Source organism: Labrenzia sp. VG12, from assembly GCF_002237595.1.
Taxonomy (GTDB): Bacteria; Pseudomonadota; Alphaproteobacteria; order Rhizobiales; family Stappiaceae; genus Roseibium.
Genome location: NZ_CP022529.1, coordinates 3,054,820 through 3,069,821, shown reverse-complemented (window position 1 = coordinate 3,069,821; position 15,002 = coordinate 3,054,820). Strand labels below are relative to the sequence as shown.

Genomic DNA, 15,002 nt, shown 5'->3' with positions numbered 1-15,002 from the left:
TGCATCTCAGCGGTCCGGCCATGCGCCGGACCGCACCTGGCGACAGGCTCCATCGACCACACCAGCCCGGCTGCGCAAGACTTGCATCCGGGCGCCGTGTGAGGCCGCTTGCAAGCGGGCTTTCCGCCTGACCTTTCCTTTCCAAGAGTTTCTCATGGCCGTGACACCAATCGACCACGTAGCAAAAGCGACCCCGCCCTCGGTCGCGAAAAAAATCAGGGGTCTCTCGGATCGCACGATAGCCTGGCTGTTTGTTGCGCCGACCATCTTCCTGCTTCTGGCGGTAAACATCTTTCCGCTGATCTGGACGATCAATCTGAGCTTCACCAACTTCCGCGCCAACCGGCCCAACCGCGAGGTCGACTATATCGGTCTGCGCAATTACGAGCGCATCCTGACCGACGGCGATATCTGGCTGACCATGCAGGCGACCGCGCATTTCCTGTTCTGGACCATCGTGCTGCAGGTGCTGATCGGTTTTGCGCTGGCCTGGCTGATCAATCGCAAGTTCAAGGGCAACGATCTCTGGACAACGCTGATCGTGTTGCCGATGATGCTGTCGCCTGCGGTGGTTGGGAACTTCTGGACCTTTCTCTACCAGCCGCAGATCGGTCTCTTCAATTACGGCATTTCGTTCCTCACCGGTATCGATCCGTCCTCGTTCCAGATGATCGGCGATGTGAAGCTGGCACCCTGGGCCATCGTAATCGTCGACACCTGGATGTGGACGCCCTTCGTGATGCTGATCTGTCTCGCAGGCCTCCGATCGATCCCGGACTACATCTATGAAGCAGCCGAGATCGACCGGGCAAGCAAATGGCGCCAGTTCTGGACGATCACGGTGCCAATGGTGCTGCCCTTCCTGATGCTGGCCGTGCTTTTCCGCGGCATCGAGAACTTCAAGATGTTCGACCTGGTTGTGCAGCTGACCGGCGGTGGCCCGGGCTCCGTCACCGAGCTCACCTCCATCAATCTCAAACGCGAAGCCTTTGAAAAATGGCGCACGGGCTATGCCTCCGCCTACGCCATCATTCTCTTCGTGACCGTCTTCGGCCTTGCCTCGATCTATGTGAAGGCGCTCAACAAGGTGAAAGAAAGATGAGCAGTTTCTCCATTACCGAGCCGTCCCCACGGCAGAAATGGGTCGCCGGGTCCCTGGTCATCGCCTATGCGGTCATCACCCTGCTGCCGCTGGTCTGGATCCTGACCACCGGCTTCAAGTCGCCGGTCGATGCCATTGCCTATCCGCCCAAGGTGCTCTTCGAGCCCTCGCTGGAAGGTTATGTCAATCTCTTCACCACCCGCACGCGGGTGTCCCCGGAACAGCTTGAGGCCCTGCCGCCACCAGCAAGCTGGTACGAGGAGATCGTTCGCAACCGGGACATGGTCATTGCCGGCCCGTCACGCTACGGCGAGCGGTTCCTGAACTCCGTGATCATCGGGTTTGGCTCGACCTTCCTGTCGGTGTTTCTCGGGACGTTGGCCGCCTATGCCTTTTCCAGGTTCAAGGTGCCGCTCAAGGACGATCTTCTGTTCTTCATCCTGTCGACGAGGATGATGCCGCCGATCGCGGTGGCCATCCCGATCTTCCTGATGTTCCGGACGCTCGGCCTGTCGGACACCCATCTCGGCATGATCCTGCTCTACACGGCGGTGAACATCTCGCTGGCGGTCTGGCTCCTGAAAGGCTTCATCGACGAGATCCCGCGAGAATATGAGGAGGCGGCGCTGATCGACGGCTATACCCGGTTCCAGGCCTTCTACAAGGTGGTGCTGCCGCAGGCGGCGACCGGGATTGCCTCGACCGCCATCTTCTGCCTGATCTTCTCGTGGAACGAATATGCTTTCGCGGTGCTCCTGACGTCGGGAACGGCCCAGACTGCGCCGCCCTTCATCCCGACCATCATCGGTGTCGGCGGCCAGGACTGGCCGGCGGTGGCGGCGGGCGCGACCCTCTTCCTCGTGCCGGTCATGGTCTTCACTATTCTCCTGCGCAAGCATCTGCTGCGTGGCATCACCTTCGGAGCGGTCCGCAAATGACTGAGTTCGTCAACGGCCTTGTGCGCTTCCGCCGCGGGTCCTGGGAAATGCTGGCATCCATCCTGATCGCGGTCGGCGTGATCATGCTGATGCAGCCGCTGGTTCTCTGGGCCTACACCTATTCCTTCATTGTCACGCTGACCGGAACGGTGATGTTCATCGTCGTCAGCCACTTTCCGGAGTGATCTTCATGGCAGAGATCGTGATCAGGAACCTCAGGAAGGAGTTCGGCGATTTCACCGCCGTGCAGTCTTCCTCCTTCAAGATCGAAGACGGCGAGTTCTTCATGCTGCTTGGCCCGTCCGGCTGCGGCAAGACCACCACCTTGCGGATGATCGCCGGGCTGGAGCTGCCGACCGCAGGCGAGATCTATATCGACGGCGAGGAGGTCGGCCAGCATCCGGCGAGCAAGCGCGACATTGCCTTCGTCTTCCAGATGTTCGCCCTCTATCCGCACATGAATGTGCGCAAGAACATCTCCTATCCGCTGGTCAGCCAGGGCATGTCGAAACAGCAGGTCAAGGAGAAGGTTGGCGAGGTGGCACAGATCCTCGGTATCACCGACATCCTCGACCGGCCGGTCGGCGGCCTGTCCGGTGGCGACCGCCAGCGGGTTGCGCTCGGGCGAGCCATCGTGCGCGACCCGAAGGCCTTCATGATGGACGAGCCGCTGGGTGCCCTTGATGCCGAGTTCCGCGAACACATGTCGGAAGAACTGCGCGCGCTGCATGACCGGATGGGGGCAACCACGGTCTATGTCACCCATGACCAGCTGGAAGCCATGCAGATGGGTGACAAGATCGTCGTCATGAACCATGGTGTCATCGAGCAGTTCGGCACGCCGCAGGACATTTACGACAAGCCGGCGACCATGTTCGTCGCCGACTTTATCGGTTCTCCGTCCATGAACTTCCTGCGCTTTCATGGCGAGGTACATGCCGGGTCATCAGAGGTGAAGATCCATCACGAGAGCTTGAAGGTGCCGCAGCTGCGCGAGCCCTTCGAAGGGGATCTCGTTTTCGGCATTCGCCCCGAGCACATTTCTTTGACGGACAATGGCAGCTATCGCGGCGAAGTGCTGGCGGCGGAATATCTCGGAACGACCCAGATCGTGACGCTCAAGACGGCCAATGGAGAGCTCAAGGCCCGGATCCCCTCCGACCAGCCGGTCCGGGTGGGCGAGTTTGTCGGCCTTGATTTCAACGGTTCGACCGTCACCCTGTTCGACAACCAGTCGGGCCGGGCGCTGCGGTCCGAGCTCAACGAGGGAGTGCTGGCCCATGTCTGAAGTCAAGCTCGGCAATCTCTCCAAGGCATTCGGGGATACGCTTGCCGTCGACGATGTCACCATGACCATCCCGAACGGCGCGTTCGTGACGCTGCTGGGGCCGACCGGGGCAGGCAAGACAACGATCCTGCGGCTGATCGCAGGGTTGGAGCAGCCGGACAAAGGGGATGTGACCATCGCAGGCCGATCCGTCGTGCAGGACACGCCTGCGCAACGAAACGTCGCCATGGTCTTCCAGCAATATTCGCTCTATCCGCATCTGAGCGTGAAGGACAATCTGGCCTTTCCGTTGAAGTCGCCGCTTTTGAAAACACCGGCAGACGAGATCGATCGCAAGGTGCAGGAAGTCGCCGAGGTCCTGAAGATCTCGCACAAGCTCAACAACAAGGCGACCAATCTGTCCGGCGGCGAGATGCAGCGGGTCTCCATCGGGCGGGCTCTTGTGCGCGATCCCTCCATCTACCTGATGGATGAGCCGCTCAGTTCGCTCGATGCCAAGCTGCGCTCGGATCTGCGGATCGAGCTGAAACGCATTCAGGAAAACCTGGGGGCGACCTTGCTCTACGTGACCCACGACCAGATCGAGGCGATGACCATGGCCACCCATGTCGGGGTGCTTGATCATGGCCGTCTGGTCCAGTTCGGCTCGCCGCGCGAGATCTATGAAGACCCGGTCAATCTTTATGTGGCGGGCCGGCTCGGTCAGCCGCGTATCAACGTCCTGCCCGCGGACCTGTTTGCCGGAGCGCCGTCAGGCGCGACATCGATCGGTCTGCGGCCGGAGCATATTGCGCAAGGGGAGGGCAAGCCGTCCGAGGTCCGGCGGGTGGAACATCTGGGAGATCAGACCCGCCTGCACCTGTCACTGGACGGACACGACATCGTCACCCTGTCGGAGCCGCACACATCCCTTGAACCCGGCGACATGCTCGCCATCCAGCCACGCAATCCGCTGTTTTTTGACGGCAGCGGCGCCAGAATTGCCTGAGGAGACGGGACATGAAACAGTTCATCAATACCAAGGAAACCCTTGTCACCGAAGCGATTGACGGCATGCTCCGGACCGCCGGCGGGCGGCTTGCGCGCCTCGATGGTTATCCGCATATCAAGGTCGTTGTCAGGACCGACTGGGACAAGTCCAAGGTGGCGCTTGTTTCCGGAGGCGGTTCCGGTCACGAACCGAGCCATGCCGGCTTTGTCGGCCAGGGCATGCTGACGGCAGCCGTCTGTGGCGAGGTCTTTGCCTCGCCCTCCGTCGATGCGGTTCTGGCAGGCATTCTTGCGGTGACCGGCAAGGCGGGTTGTCTGCTGATCGTCAAGAACTACACCGGCGACCGGCTCAATTTCGGCCTGGCGGCGGAACGCGCCCGAGCCTTTGGTCTCAAGGTCAACATGGTGATCGTCGACGACGATGTCGCCCTGCCGGACCTGCCGCAGGCACGCGGTGTTGCCGGCACCTTGTTCGTGCACAAGATCGCCGGGGCGCTGGCCGACCAGGGAGCCGATCTCGACACCATCACGGCGGCGGCCAGGAAGGCGATTGGCGGTGCAATTTCCATCGGCATGTCGCTCGACACCTGCACCATCCCCGGGGCGCCCAAGGAAGACCGGATTGCCATGGGCAAGGCCGAACTCGGCCTTGGCATTCACGGCGAAGCCGGCATCGAGCAGGTGGACTATTCCAATGCCAGGGCGGCCATGGCCATGGTTGTTGAAAGGCTTGCCCCCAATCTCAAGCCGGGTCCGCATGTGGCGATCCTCAACAATCTCGGTTCGACGACGCCTCTGGAAATGAGCGTGCTGCTGGAAGAGATGACAACGTCCCGGATCGGCAGCCAGATCCGCTGGGTGATCGGACCGGCGGCCATGATGACATCGCTCGACATGCATGGGTTCTCCGTGTCGCTGCTGCCGGTCGACAAGGCCGAAGAAGCGCTGTTGCAGGCGCCGGTCGCGCCCTGGGCGTGGCCGGGTTGTCTGTCGCTTGGTGCCGTCGCCGTGCGGCCCTTGCCGGACGGGCTGAGCCCGATCCAGCCGCTGCCGTCGAAAAATCCGGAAACCCGCGCCTTCATCGAACGTTGCTGCAACATCCTGATTGCCGCGGAGGACGACCTCAATGCGCTCGACCTGAAATCCGGCGACGGCGATACGGGCAGCACGCTGGCCACCGCAGCGCGTGCCTTGATCCAGGCGCTGGATCGCCTGCCGCTGGCCGATCTGACCCAGCTCTACCGGGCCATCGGCCTGGAACTCAGCCAGACCATGGGAGGCTCGTCCGGCGTGTTGCTGGCGATCTTCTTTGCCGCGGCGGGGGATGCGTCATCCAGCGGCCGCGGTGCCATCGGCGCTCTGCATGCCGGGCTGGACCGGATCATGCAGGTCGGCGGGGCGAAGCCGGGCGACCGCACCATGATCGATGCCCTGCTGCCGGCCCTGAATGCGCTGGACAACGGCATTGAAGCGGCAGCGGCAGAAGCCCGCCAGGGCGCGGATGCAACGGCCCGGATCACCCGCGCAAGGGCCGGCCGGGCCTCCTATGTCTCCGAAGCCAGCCTCTCCGGTCACAATGATCCGGGCGCAGAAGCGGTTGCGCTTCTCCTCGAGCAACTCACGGACACACCGGCCCTTTCCTCCCGATCCGCATAAGGCCGGACCTCGACCGGCGGGCCCCAGCAGCTTGAGCCCGCCGGTTTTTTTGCGCCATATCGTTTTTGGCCGACAATCATTTGATTTCCTTCTTTGGAAAGTAAGTGGCTTAAATTCTCATTTTACTTCCTGTTTTGGTTCATTCAATATCCGAGACAACAGGGAGGATCGGATGCATGGCCAGGATCTCATCGTCGCGCGTGATCCGTTGCGGCCGCCGCATGACGAGCCATCCAGCGCCTCGCGCGACAGGTGAAGGCAACGACAGGCGAGCACAGCCGATAGGCCTGCCGGCCTCTGGTTTCGCGCCATCTGACCCGTACGGTATCTTGCCTTCCGGAAAAATTCGTCACACACTCCGTCCAAATTGGAGGGGAAATGTGATGCTTTGGGAGCCGGTCCGCAGGAATGACTTTTCGTCAGGGCCTGCGCATGCAAAGCTGGCCGCGGCGGTTTGCCTGACAGAGCCGCTCACCGAGGTTGAACAAGGTTACAAAGTATAACTATCTTATTTCATCACCTGGTTGGAGCGAGGATGCCGGCCGGGTTTTGGAGTTGATCGAACAGGGAGGAAACCATGATCAACTTGAACAAGACGATTGCCAAGCTGGCTGCTGCGGCCGCCGTGTCGGCCGTCGCACTGGCCGGCACGGCCTCGTCCAGCTTCGCGCAGGAAGTCACCTTGCGCATGCACCAATTCCTGCCGGCCCAGGCCAATGTGCCGAAGAATGTGCTCTATCCGTGGGCGGACAAGATCGAAGCCGAATCCGGTGGCCGGATCAAGGTGGAGCGCTACCCGTCCATGCAGCTGGGCGGAAAGCCGCCGGAGCTGATCGACCAGGTGGTTGACGGTGTTGTCGACATCGTATGGACCGTGGCCGGTTACACGCCGGGCCGCTTCCCGCGCGCCGAAGTGTTCGAGCTGCCTTTCACAATGGGTGATGCGGAAACCATGTCCCGCGCCTACTGGAAACTGGCCGAAGAAACCATGATGGACGAGGACTTCGCCCGCTTCAAACCGCTGGGCCTTTGGGTCCATGGTCCGGGTGTGATCCATTCCAGCAAGCCGATTTCCTCGCTGGATGACCTGAACGGTGTCAAGCTGCGCGCTCCGACCCGGATGACCAACAAGCTGTTCTCCAATCTCGGTGCAACGCCGGTCGGGATGCCGGTTCCGGCAATTCCGGAAGCCCTGTCCAAGGGCGTGATCGATGCCACCGTCATTCCGTGGGAAGTGGTTGGCGCGCTGAAGGTGAACGAGCTTGTGGGCAACCACACCGAGTTCCCGGGCGATGCGCTCTACACCACGACCTTCATCTTCGCGATGAACAAGGAAAAATACGACAGCCTGCCGGACGATCTGAAGGCCATCATCGATGCCAATTCCGGTGAGGAGTTCTCCGCATTCGCCGGCAAGCAGATGCAGTCCGACGATGCCGGTCCGCGTGCGGCGGCCGTGGACAAGGGCAACAACATCATCACGCTCACTCCCGAGCAGATCGCGGAGTGGAAAGCGGCTGCCCAGGCAACCAGCGACGAGTGGGTTGCCGAGATGGACGGCAAGGGTCTCGACGGCAAGGCCCTGAAGGACCGTGCTGCAGAACTGATGGCCAACTGATAGCGCTGTCTGATAAGACGTCCCCGGAAGACATCTTCCGGGGACACTCTCTGACTGGATTACCGACATGCTGCAAACCCTGATGGAACGCCTTGCACGTTTCATGGCGATCCTTGGCGGTCTGGTGCTCACAGCAATGATTGCGCTGACCTGTGTCAGCGTGCTGGGGCGCGGCCTGAACACGCTGGGACATTCGGACCTTCTGAAGTCCATTTCCGATGCGGCCGCCAATGCGCTGATAGCCACCGGTGTCGGTCCGGTCTTCGGCGATTTCGAGCTGGTCGAAGCCGGGGTCAGTTTCACGATTTTCGCGTTTCTGCCGATCTGCCAGCTGCACCGGGGCCATGCCACCGTTGATGTCTTTGCAACGGCTTTCCCGCGCTGGCTCAACCGCTTGCTGGAAACTGTCTGGGAAGTGCTCCTGAGCGCCCTGATCCTGCTGATCACCTGGCGCCTGTTCCTCGGCATGGAAGACAAGATGCGCTACAACGAAACCACCTTCATCCTGCAGTTTCCGATCTGGTGGGCCTTTGCGCTCAGCTTTGGCGCAGCGCTGGTCGCTTCCGTGGTGGCGATCTATTGCGCGGTGAAAAGGGTGTTTGATCTGGTGACGGGCAAGAACATGTCGCCGGAGAGCGGGGAGGGCGTCCATTGAGCATGCTCGAACTCGGGTATTATTCCTTTCCCGTCCTGCTTCTGCTGATTTTCCTGCGTGCGCCGATCGGCCTGGCCATGATGATCTGCGGCCTTGGTGGCCTGTGGCTGGCAATCGGAACGCCGAACATGTTCCTGTCCAAGCTGAAGAGCGAGACCTATTCGACGTTCTCCAGCTATTCGCTGACGATTATTCCGATGTTCCTGCTGATGGGCCAGTTCGCGACCCATTCGGGCATGTCGTCGTCGCTGTTCAAGGCGGCTGAAAGCTGGCTTGGGCACCGCAAGGGCGGTGTCGCCATGGCGGCGGTCGGCGCCTGTGCCGGGTTCGGTGCCATCTGCGGCTCCTCACTGGCAACAGCTGCAACCATGAGCCGGGTCGCGCTGCCGGAGCTGCGCCGCTACGGCTATTCCGGCGGCTTCTCGACGGCGACGCTGGCGGCCGGCGGCACGCTTGGCATTCTCATTCCCCCGTCGGTCATCCTGGTGATCTACGCCATCCTGACCGAACAGAACATTGCCAAGCTGTTCCTGGCGGCCTTCATCCCGGGCATTCTGGCGGCCATCGGCTACATGATCACCATCTCGATCTATGTCCGCCTGCATCCGGACGCGGCCGGCACGCGTGAACCGGTGCCCTATTCAGAGCGGATCAAGGCCATGATCGACGTCTGGCCGGTGCTCCTTGTGTTTGGCCTTGTGGTTGGCGGGATCTATCTTGGCTGGTTCACCCCGACCGAAGGCGCTGCCGTGGGCGCCGCCGGAACCGGCGTGATTGCCCTTCTGTCGGGCAATCTCACCTGGAAGATGTTCCTCGACAGCATGATCCAGACCGCCATGAGCACGGCGATGATCTTCTTCATCATCCTCGGGGCCGGGTTCTACAACAGCTTCCTAGCGCTCAGCCAGTTGCCGCAGGAGCTCAGCGGCTGGGTCGTCGGCCAGGGCCTCAGTCCCTGGATGGTGCTGACCCTGATCCTGCTGTTCTACCTCGCCTTCGGCTGTCTGATGGACAGTCTGTCGATGATCCTCCTGACCATTCCGATCTTCTTCCCGGTGATCAGCGTACTCGATTTCGGCATGAGCCCTGAACATGTCGCAATCTGGTTCGGTATTATCGTGCTGATCGTCGTGGAGGTCGGGCTGATCACGCCACCCGTGGGCATGAATCTCTTCATCATCAACACGATGGACACGACGACCCCAATGACCGCGACCTACAAGGCCGTGATGTGGTTCGTCACGTCCGATATTCTCCGGGTCGTTCTTCTGGTTCTGTTCCCCTCGATCACCCTGTTCCTTCTGGGCGGCTAGGCCGCCCGGAACACCGGAGAGGATATGTGTGCGTTTAAATAGATATGTGATATAACAATGATGATGAATACTGAAATGGAGGCGAGTCAATGAAACTGGCGCAGAGCAGGGTACTGGTGACAGGCGCGGGCAGTGGCCTGGGCGCGCAGACCGCGCGCCATTTCGCCGGGCAGGGTGCGAAAGTTGTCCTGCTGGACCATGACATTGACAAGGCCCGGCAGGTCGCCGACGAGATTGGCGGGCAGGCCGTTCAGGCCAATGTCAGCGATGAAGCCGCGGTCGGCCGAGCCCTCGATGAGGCTTCGGCACATCTGGGCGGTGCGCCCCGGGTGATTGTCAACTGTGCCGGCGTCGGCTTTGCGGCACGCATCGTCGGGCGGGAAGGCAAGCTCTCCTTCGACACGTTTGAAAAGACATTGAAGGTCAATCTCTTCGGCACGTTCAACGTCATGAGCCATGCGGCCAGACGTTTGCTGGACGAAGACCCGACGGAGACCGGCGAGCGTGGTGTGATCATCAACACGGCGTCCGTCGCCTTCGAAGACGGTCAGCTCGGACAGGCGGCCTATTCGGCCTCCAAGGGCGGGATTGCAGCGATGTGCCTGCCGGCGGCGCGCGAATTCGCCCAGCATGGCATCCGCGTCATGGCGATTGCCCCTGGTCTCTTCCGGACGCCGATGATGGAAGGCTTGCCGGAAGAGGTCTCCGCGAAGATCACCGCCAACATTCCTTTTCCGCCACGTCTTGGCGAGCCGGACGAATTTGCGCGTCTTGCAGAACACATCGTGAGCAATCCGTTCCTGAACGGAACAACCATCCGGTTGGACGGCGCCGTGCGCCTGCCGCCGCGCTGAGGAAAAGCAGATGACGGACGACATCCTGACCATCGACATTGACGACGGCGTCGCGACGCTGACCATGAACCGGCCGGACAAGCGCAACGCCATGTGCGACGCCCTGCTGGACAAGATTGACGGCTTTTTCTCCAAACCGCCGGACACTGTGAAAGCCGTGGTCCTGACGGGAACGGCCGGTCACTTCTGCTCCGGTCTCGATCTGAGCGAGCATGTTGCCCGCGACGCGGAAGGCACGATGCGGCATTCGCGTGGCTGGCACGAGGTGATGGACCGGATCCAGTTCGGCGGCCTGCCTGTTGTCTCCGCAATGTTCGGTGCGGTGATCGGCGGCGGCCTGGAATTGGCCTCGGCCACCCATGTGCGGGTTGCGGAACCGACCGCCTTCTTCCAGTTGCCCGAAGGACGCCGCGGCATCTTTGTCGGAGGGGGCGCGTCCGTGCGGGTCGGCCGCATTCTTGGCGCAGACCGGATGACGGAAATGATGCTGACAGGTCGCAAGTACAGCGCTGAGGAAGGTCTCGCCCTGGGTCTGACCCACTACGCTGTCGGGGATGGTGAGGCATTGGCCAAAGCACAGGATCTGGCCCGCAAGATCGCCTCGAATGCACCGCTCTCCAACTACATCATGATCCAGGCGCTCGCCCGGATCGGCGACATGTCCAAGGCCGACGGATTGTTCACGGAAAGCCTGTGCGCTGCAATCACGCAAACCAGCCCGGATGCGCTGGAAGGCCTTGCGGCCTTCCTGGAAAAGCGCAGCCCGACATTCCGGTGATGCCATGAAGACACCAGCCCTCAAACCGGATGTCCAGAGGGAAGCCGTCAGCGTCAGCGACCGCACTTTGCGGTCCTTGTACGGTTATCAGATCAAGCGTGCCTTCAACGTGATCCAGTCCGATCTGAACCGGACCCTGAAGCCCTTCGAGCTTCGCATGATCACCTATACGGCGCTGGTGCTGATCGTCGACAATCCTGGCTTGCGCCAGTCGCAGCTGGCCGAAGCGATGGATGTCGAACGGCCAAATCTTGTTGTCATCATCGACGAGCTGGAACGGCGGGAGCTGATCGTTCGGGACAGGTTGCCGAGCGACCGCCGCGCCTATGCGCTCAAGGCAACGCTCGCCGGTCGCCAGCTTTATGAAAAGGCCGTTGCCGCGGTTCAGGCTCATGAAGACCGCCTGGTGCAAGGCATCACGCCCGAGGCGCTGAAAGGGGCCATGAAGGTGATGCAGTTGATTGAAGCCAATCGGAACAGGGAGACCTGAGATGGCTTTGGGAGGAGATGTCATGCAACGCACGGCCGACTATCAGGTTCATTCCGTCGACCAGGAGATGCGCACAGATGGTTCGATCCTGCTGAGGTCGAACCACATTCTGTCGGAAGCTGCCGAACGCACCGGCGACTGGCTGCATCAGTGGGCGGAGACAGCTCCGGACCGTGTGTTCCTCGCAGAACGCAGCGGTGCCGGGTGGCGCGCGGAAGGCTACGCCGCCATGCTGGAAAAGGTCCGCGCCGTTGGCGCAGCCCTGCTGGCGCGGGGACTGGACGGCTCGACACCGATCCTGGTGATGTCGGGCAACGGTGTCGATCACGGCATTCTGGCACTCGCGGCGCAATATGTCGGCGTGCCCATCGTGCCGGTGGCCGAGCAATATGCGCTGGTACACGGTGCTCACGGCCGGCTCCGCGAGGTGATCGGACTGATCCGGCCGCGCATGGCTTATGTGGTCGATGCCGAGCAATTTGGCGAGGCGCTTGATCTGGACGCACTGCAGTCTGTCGAGATCGTCGCCAGCCGGCCGGGCGCGCGCACTGTCACTCCTTTCTCGGATCTGCTGAAGGGCGATGGCGGCATTGATGTCGACAAGGCCTTTGCCGATGTCACGCCGGATACGGTTGGCAAGATCCTGATGACGTCCGGCTCGACGTCCAGCCCGAAAGGGGTTTTGACGACGCACCGGATGATGTGCGTCAACCAGGCGCAGCTCCGCGATGCGCTGCCGTTCCTTTGCAAGCGCCCCCCGTGATCGTCGACTGGCTGCCCTGGAACCATGTCTTCGGCGGCTCGCATAACTTCAACATGATGCTGGCGAATGGCGGCAGCCTCTACATTGACGACGGCAAACCGGTCAAGGGTCTGTTCGAGCGTACGGTCGAGAACCTGGGTCTCAAGACCGGGACGCTGGCCTTCAATGTGCCGCTCGGCTTCGGCATGTTGCTGAAGGCCCTTGAGGCTGACCGCGACCTGCTGAAGCGCTTTTTCGAAGACCTCGACCTGATCTTCTACGCCGGAGCGTCGCTGCCCCAGGACGTCTGGGCGGGCTTTGAGAAAATGGCGCTGGAAGTCAAGGGCGAGGTACCCCTGATGACCTCTTCCTGGGGCCTGACGGAAACAGCCCCATCCGCAATGATGCAGCAGGAACCGGCCCCGCGCTCGGGCATTGTCGGCGTGCCGCTCAATGGTGTCACGGTCAAGCTGATCCCGGACGAGGACCTGCGCTGCGAAGTCCGGGTCAAGGGCGCCAATGTCATGCCGGGCTATTTCAACGACCCCGACAAGACCAGGGCCGCCTTCGACGAGGAGGGGTTCTTCATTACCGGCGACGCCATGGTGTTTCTGGACAAGAACGACCCGGACAAGGGCATGCGTTTCGACGGCCGGATTTCCGAGGATTTCAAACTGCAGTCGGGCACCTGGGTGCGCGCGGCACAGCTGAAACTCGACTTGCTCGCCCGCCTCGCTCCCCTGGCTGCCGATCTTGTTGTCACGGGTGCGGACCGCAAGGAGATCGGCGTGATGATCTTCCCGAACATTGCGGAACTGACAAGGGAAGGGTTTGACCTTGCCGAAGCGGAGGGCGCCTATCGCTGCAAGCTGTTGCAGGGCGAAATCCATCGACGCCTGACTGAGCGGGCCCGCGAGATCAGCGGGAGCTCAACACGTGTTTCGCGCGCCCTTGTGCTCGCCGAACCGGCCTCGATGCCGGACGGCGAGATGACGGCAAAGGGCAATCTCAACATTCGCAAGGTCCTTGCGCGCCGCGCGGCGCTTCTGGACCGGCTTTACACCGACGACGACCCGGCTGTGGTCCGGATTTGAGGAGCGTTTGAAATGGTTGATATCACCAAGGTTCGCGCCATCGACATTCACACCCATGCGGAAGAACCCTGTGGCTGTCATTCCGATGACGGCTACGACGATCTGCAGGCGACCATGGCACAGTATTTCCGCGCGCCCTGGACCCATCCGCCGACGGTGCCGGAGACGGCGCAACACTACCGCGAGCAGAACATTGCCGCGGTGATCTTTCCGGTCGATGCGGAGCGCGAGACCGGGTACCGCCGCTACAAGAACGAAGAGGTCGCCGAACTTGCAGCCGAGAATGACGACGTTCTCATTCCCTTTGCCTCCATCGATCCGCACAAGGGCAAGATGGGCGCGCGCGAGGCCCGGCGGCTGATCAGCGAATTCGGTATCAAGGGCTTCAAGTTCCACCCGACCATGCAGGGGTTCTACCCGAATGACCGCATGGCCTATGAACTTTACGAGGCGATTGCCGAGGCAGGTGCCATCGCCCTCTTCCATACGGGGCAGACCGGGGTCGGCAGCGGCATGCGCGGCGGCAACGGCATGCGGCTCAAATATTCCAATCCGATGTACATGGATGATGTCGCCGTCGACTTTCCGGACATGAAGATCATCCTGGCGCATCCGTCCTTCCCCTGGCAGGAGGAGGCACTGGCGGTCGCCCAGCACAAGCCGAATGTCTATATCGACCTGTCCGGCTGGTCGCCGAAATACTTTCCGGAAATCCTGGTCAAATACTGCAATTCGATCCTGAAGAAGAAAGTGCTGTTCGGCTCGGACTGGCCGATGATCACGCCGGAGCGCTGGCTGGCCGATTTCGAGAAGATCAACATCAAGGACGAGCTGCGCCCGGACATCATCAAAGGGAATGCGGCGCGGCTTCTGGGGCTGACATGATCGTTCCCGAGCTCCGTCATTTCTGTGACCTCGAAGTCCAGCTCGGTCCCGTGCGAGAGATGGGGGAGGGACGGAACGGCACTCGCCGGATCGTTCCGATCACCGGTGGATCAGTGTCGGGCAATATCTCTGGCAAGGTCCTGGATCTGGGCGCCGACTGGCAGACGACCCTGGCCGATGGGTCTACGGATATCGACACGCGTTATGCGGTCCAGACCGACAATGGCGCGGTGATCGAGATCGTCAACAAGGGCGTTCGACACGGTCCGCCTGAGGTGCTCGGTGCGCTGGCGCGCGGCGAAGACGTTGATCCGGCACTGTATTACTTTCGCACAAGCGCGCGTCTGGAAACCGGCGATGAGCGCTTCACCTGGGTCAACCGCACGATCTTTGTCGGCACCGGACGGCGGCTCGCCTCCGCCGTTCAGGTGTCGTTGTTCGCCGTCAATTGAGAATGGTTTGAAATGATTCAAGAGCCTGTCCCAGCAAACGCCCGCCACACCCACAGTGTCATCCTGAGGAGGACCGCAAGGTCCGTCTCGAAGGATCTGCGACACATGCGAGCGCAAGCGGCCGATCCTTCGAGACGGGCTGACGCC

At 61.4% G+C, this 15,002-nt stretch carries 16 protein-coding genes; all 16 read left to right on the top strand.

Annotated features, from left to right (window positions below; all coding sequences use genetic code 11):
* Positions 1–154 precede the first annotated feature (154 nt).
* The 16 genes from CHH27_RS14265 (at position 155) to CHH27_RS14195 (ending at position 14,855) form a co-directional block, all read left to right on the top strand.
* Positions 155–1,102 carry a carbohydrate ABC transporter permease gene (locus CHH27_RS14265; RefSeq protein ID WP_094072185.1) on the top strand — a complete coding sequence of 316 codons (948 nt, stop codon included), beginning with the start codon at positions 155–157 and terminating at the stop codon, positions 1,100–1,102.
* Positions 1,099–2,040, top strand: a complete 942-nt coding sequence (locus tag CHH27_RS14260; RefSeq protein ID WP_094072184.1) for a carbohydrate ABC transporter permease — start codon at positions 1,099–1,101, stop codon at positions 2,038–2,040. The genes CHH27_RS14265 and CHH27_RS14260 overlap by 4 nt, the downstream gene beginning before the upstream one ends.
* On the top strand, positions 2,037–2,225 hold the full coding sequence (locus CHH27_RS14255; protein ID WP_094072183.1) for a hypothetical protein: 189 nt from the start codon (positions 2,037–2,039) through the stop codon (positions 2,223–2,225). The genes CHH27_RS14260 and CHH27_RS14255 overlap by 4 nt, the downstream gene beginning before the upstream one ends.
* A gap of 5 nt (positions 2,226–2,230) precedes the next feature.
* On the top strand, positions 2,231–3,328 hold the full coding sequence (locus CHH27_RS14250) for an ABC transporter ATP-binding protein (protein ID WP_094074749.1): 1,098 nt from the start codon (positions 2,231–2,233) through the stop codon (positions 3,326–3,328).
* Entirely contained in the window at positions 3,321–4,316 is a 996-nt protein-coding gene (locus CHH27_RS14245; protein WP_094072182.1) for an ABC transporter ATP-binding protein, read from the top strand. The genes CHH27_RS14250 and CHH27_RS14245 overlap by 8 nt, the downstream gene beginning before the upstream one ends.
* An 11-nt stretch (positions 4,317–4,327) precedes the next feature.
* Positions 4,328–5,974, top strand: a complete 1,647-nt coding sequence (locus tag CHH27_RS14240; RefSeq protein WP_094072181.1) for a dihydroxyacetone kinase subunit DhaK — start codon at positions 4,328–4,330, stop codon at positions 5,972–5,974.
* Positions 5,975–6,551: 577 nt separating this feature from the next.
* Entirely contained in the window at positions 6,552–7,592 is a 1,041-nt protein-coding gene (locus tag CHH27_RS14235) for a TRAP transporter substrate-binding protein (RefSeq protein WP_094072180.1), read from the top strand.
* 67 nt (positions 7,593–7,659) lie between these two features.
* Complete coding sequence (locus CHH27_RS14230; protein WP_094072179.1) at positions 7,660–8,247, top strand: TRAP transporter small permease; 588 nt, start codon at positions 7,660–7,662, stop codon at positions 8,245–8,247.
* Positions 8,244–9,560, top strand: coding sequence for a TRAP transporter large permease (locus tag CHH27_RS14225; RefSeq protein ID WP_094072178.1), 1,317 nt, complete (start codon positions 8,244–8,246; stop codon positions 9,558–9,560). The genes CHH27_RS14230 and CHH27_RS14225 overlap by 4 nt, the downstream gene beginning before the upstream one ends.
* Positions 9,561–9,649: 89 nt before the next feature.
* Entirely contained in the window at positions 9,650–10,414 is a 765-nt protein-coding gene (locus CHH27_RS14220) for an SDR family NAD(P)-dependent oxidoreductase (RefSeq protein ID WP_094072177.1), read from the top strand.
* Positions 10,415–10,424: 10 nt separating this feature from the next.
* On the top strand, positions 10,425–11,192 hold the full coding sequence (locus tag CHH27_RS14215) for a crotonase/enoyl-CoA hydratase family protein (protein WP_094072176.1): 768 nt from the start codon (positions 10,425–10,427) through the stop codon (positions 11,190–11,192).
* Positions 11,193–11,196: 4 nt separating this feature from the next.
* The gene (locus CHH27_RS14210) at positions 11,197–11,682 is read left to right on the top strand and encodes a MarR family winged helix-turn-helix transcriptional regulator (protein WP_094072175.1); all 486 of its coding nucleotides are present in this window, start codon (positions 11,197–11,199) and stop codon (positions 11,680–11,682) included.
* Between the two features lie 22 nt (positions 11,683–11,704).
* Complete coding sequence (locus tag CHH27_RS28515; RefSeq protein ID WP_208988219.1) at positions 11,705–12,445, top strand: AMP-binding protein; 741 nt, start codon at positions 11,705–11,707, stop codon at positions 12,443–12,445.
* Positions 12,442–13,518, top strand: coding sequence for an AMP-binding protein (locus CHH27_RS28510; protein WP_208988218.1), 1,077 nt, complete (start codon positions 12,442–12,444; stop codon positions 13,516–13,518). The genes CHH27_RS28515 and CHH27_RS28510 overlap by 4 nt, the downstream gene beginning before the upstream one ends.
* 12 nt (positions 13,519–13,530) lie before the next feature.
* Positions 13,531–14,403, top strand: coding sequence for an amidohydrolase family protein (locus tag CHH27_RS14200; RefSeq protein WP_094072174.1), 873 nt, complete (start codon positions 13,531–13,533; stop codon positions 14,401–14,403).
* Entirely contained in the window at positions 14,400–14,855 is a 456-nt protein-coding gene (locus CHH27_RS14195; RefSeq protein ID WP_094072173.1) for a DUF3237 domain-containing protein, read from the top strand. Before CHH27_RS14200 ends, CHH27_RS14195 begins: the two co-directional genes overlap by 4 nt.
* Positions 14,856–15,002: the final 147 nt, after the last annotated feature.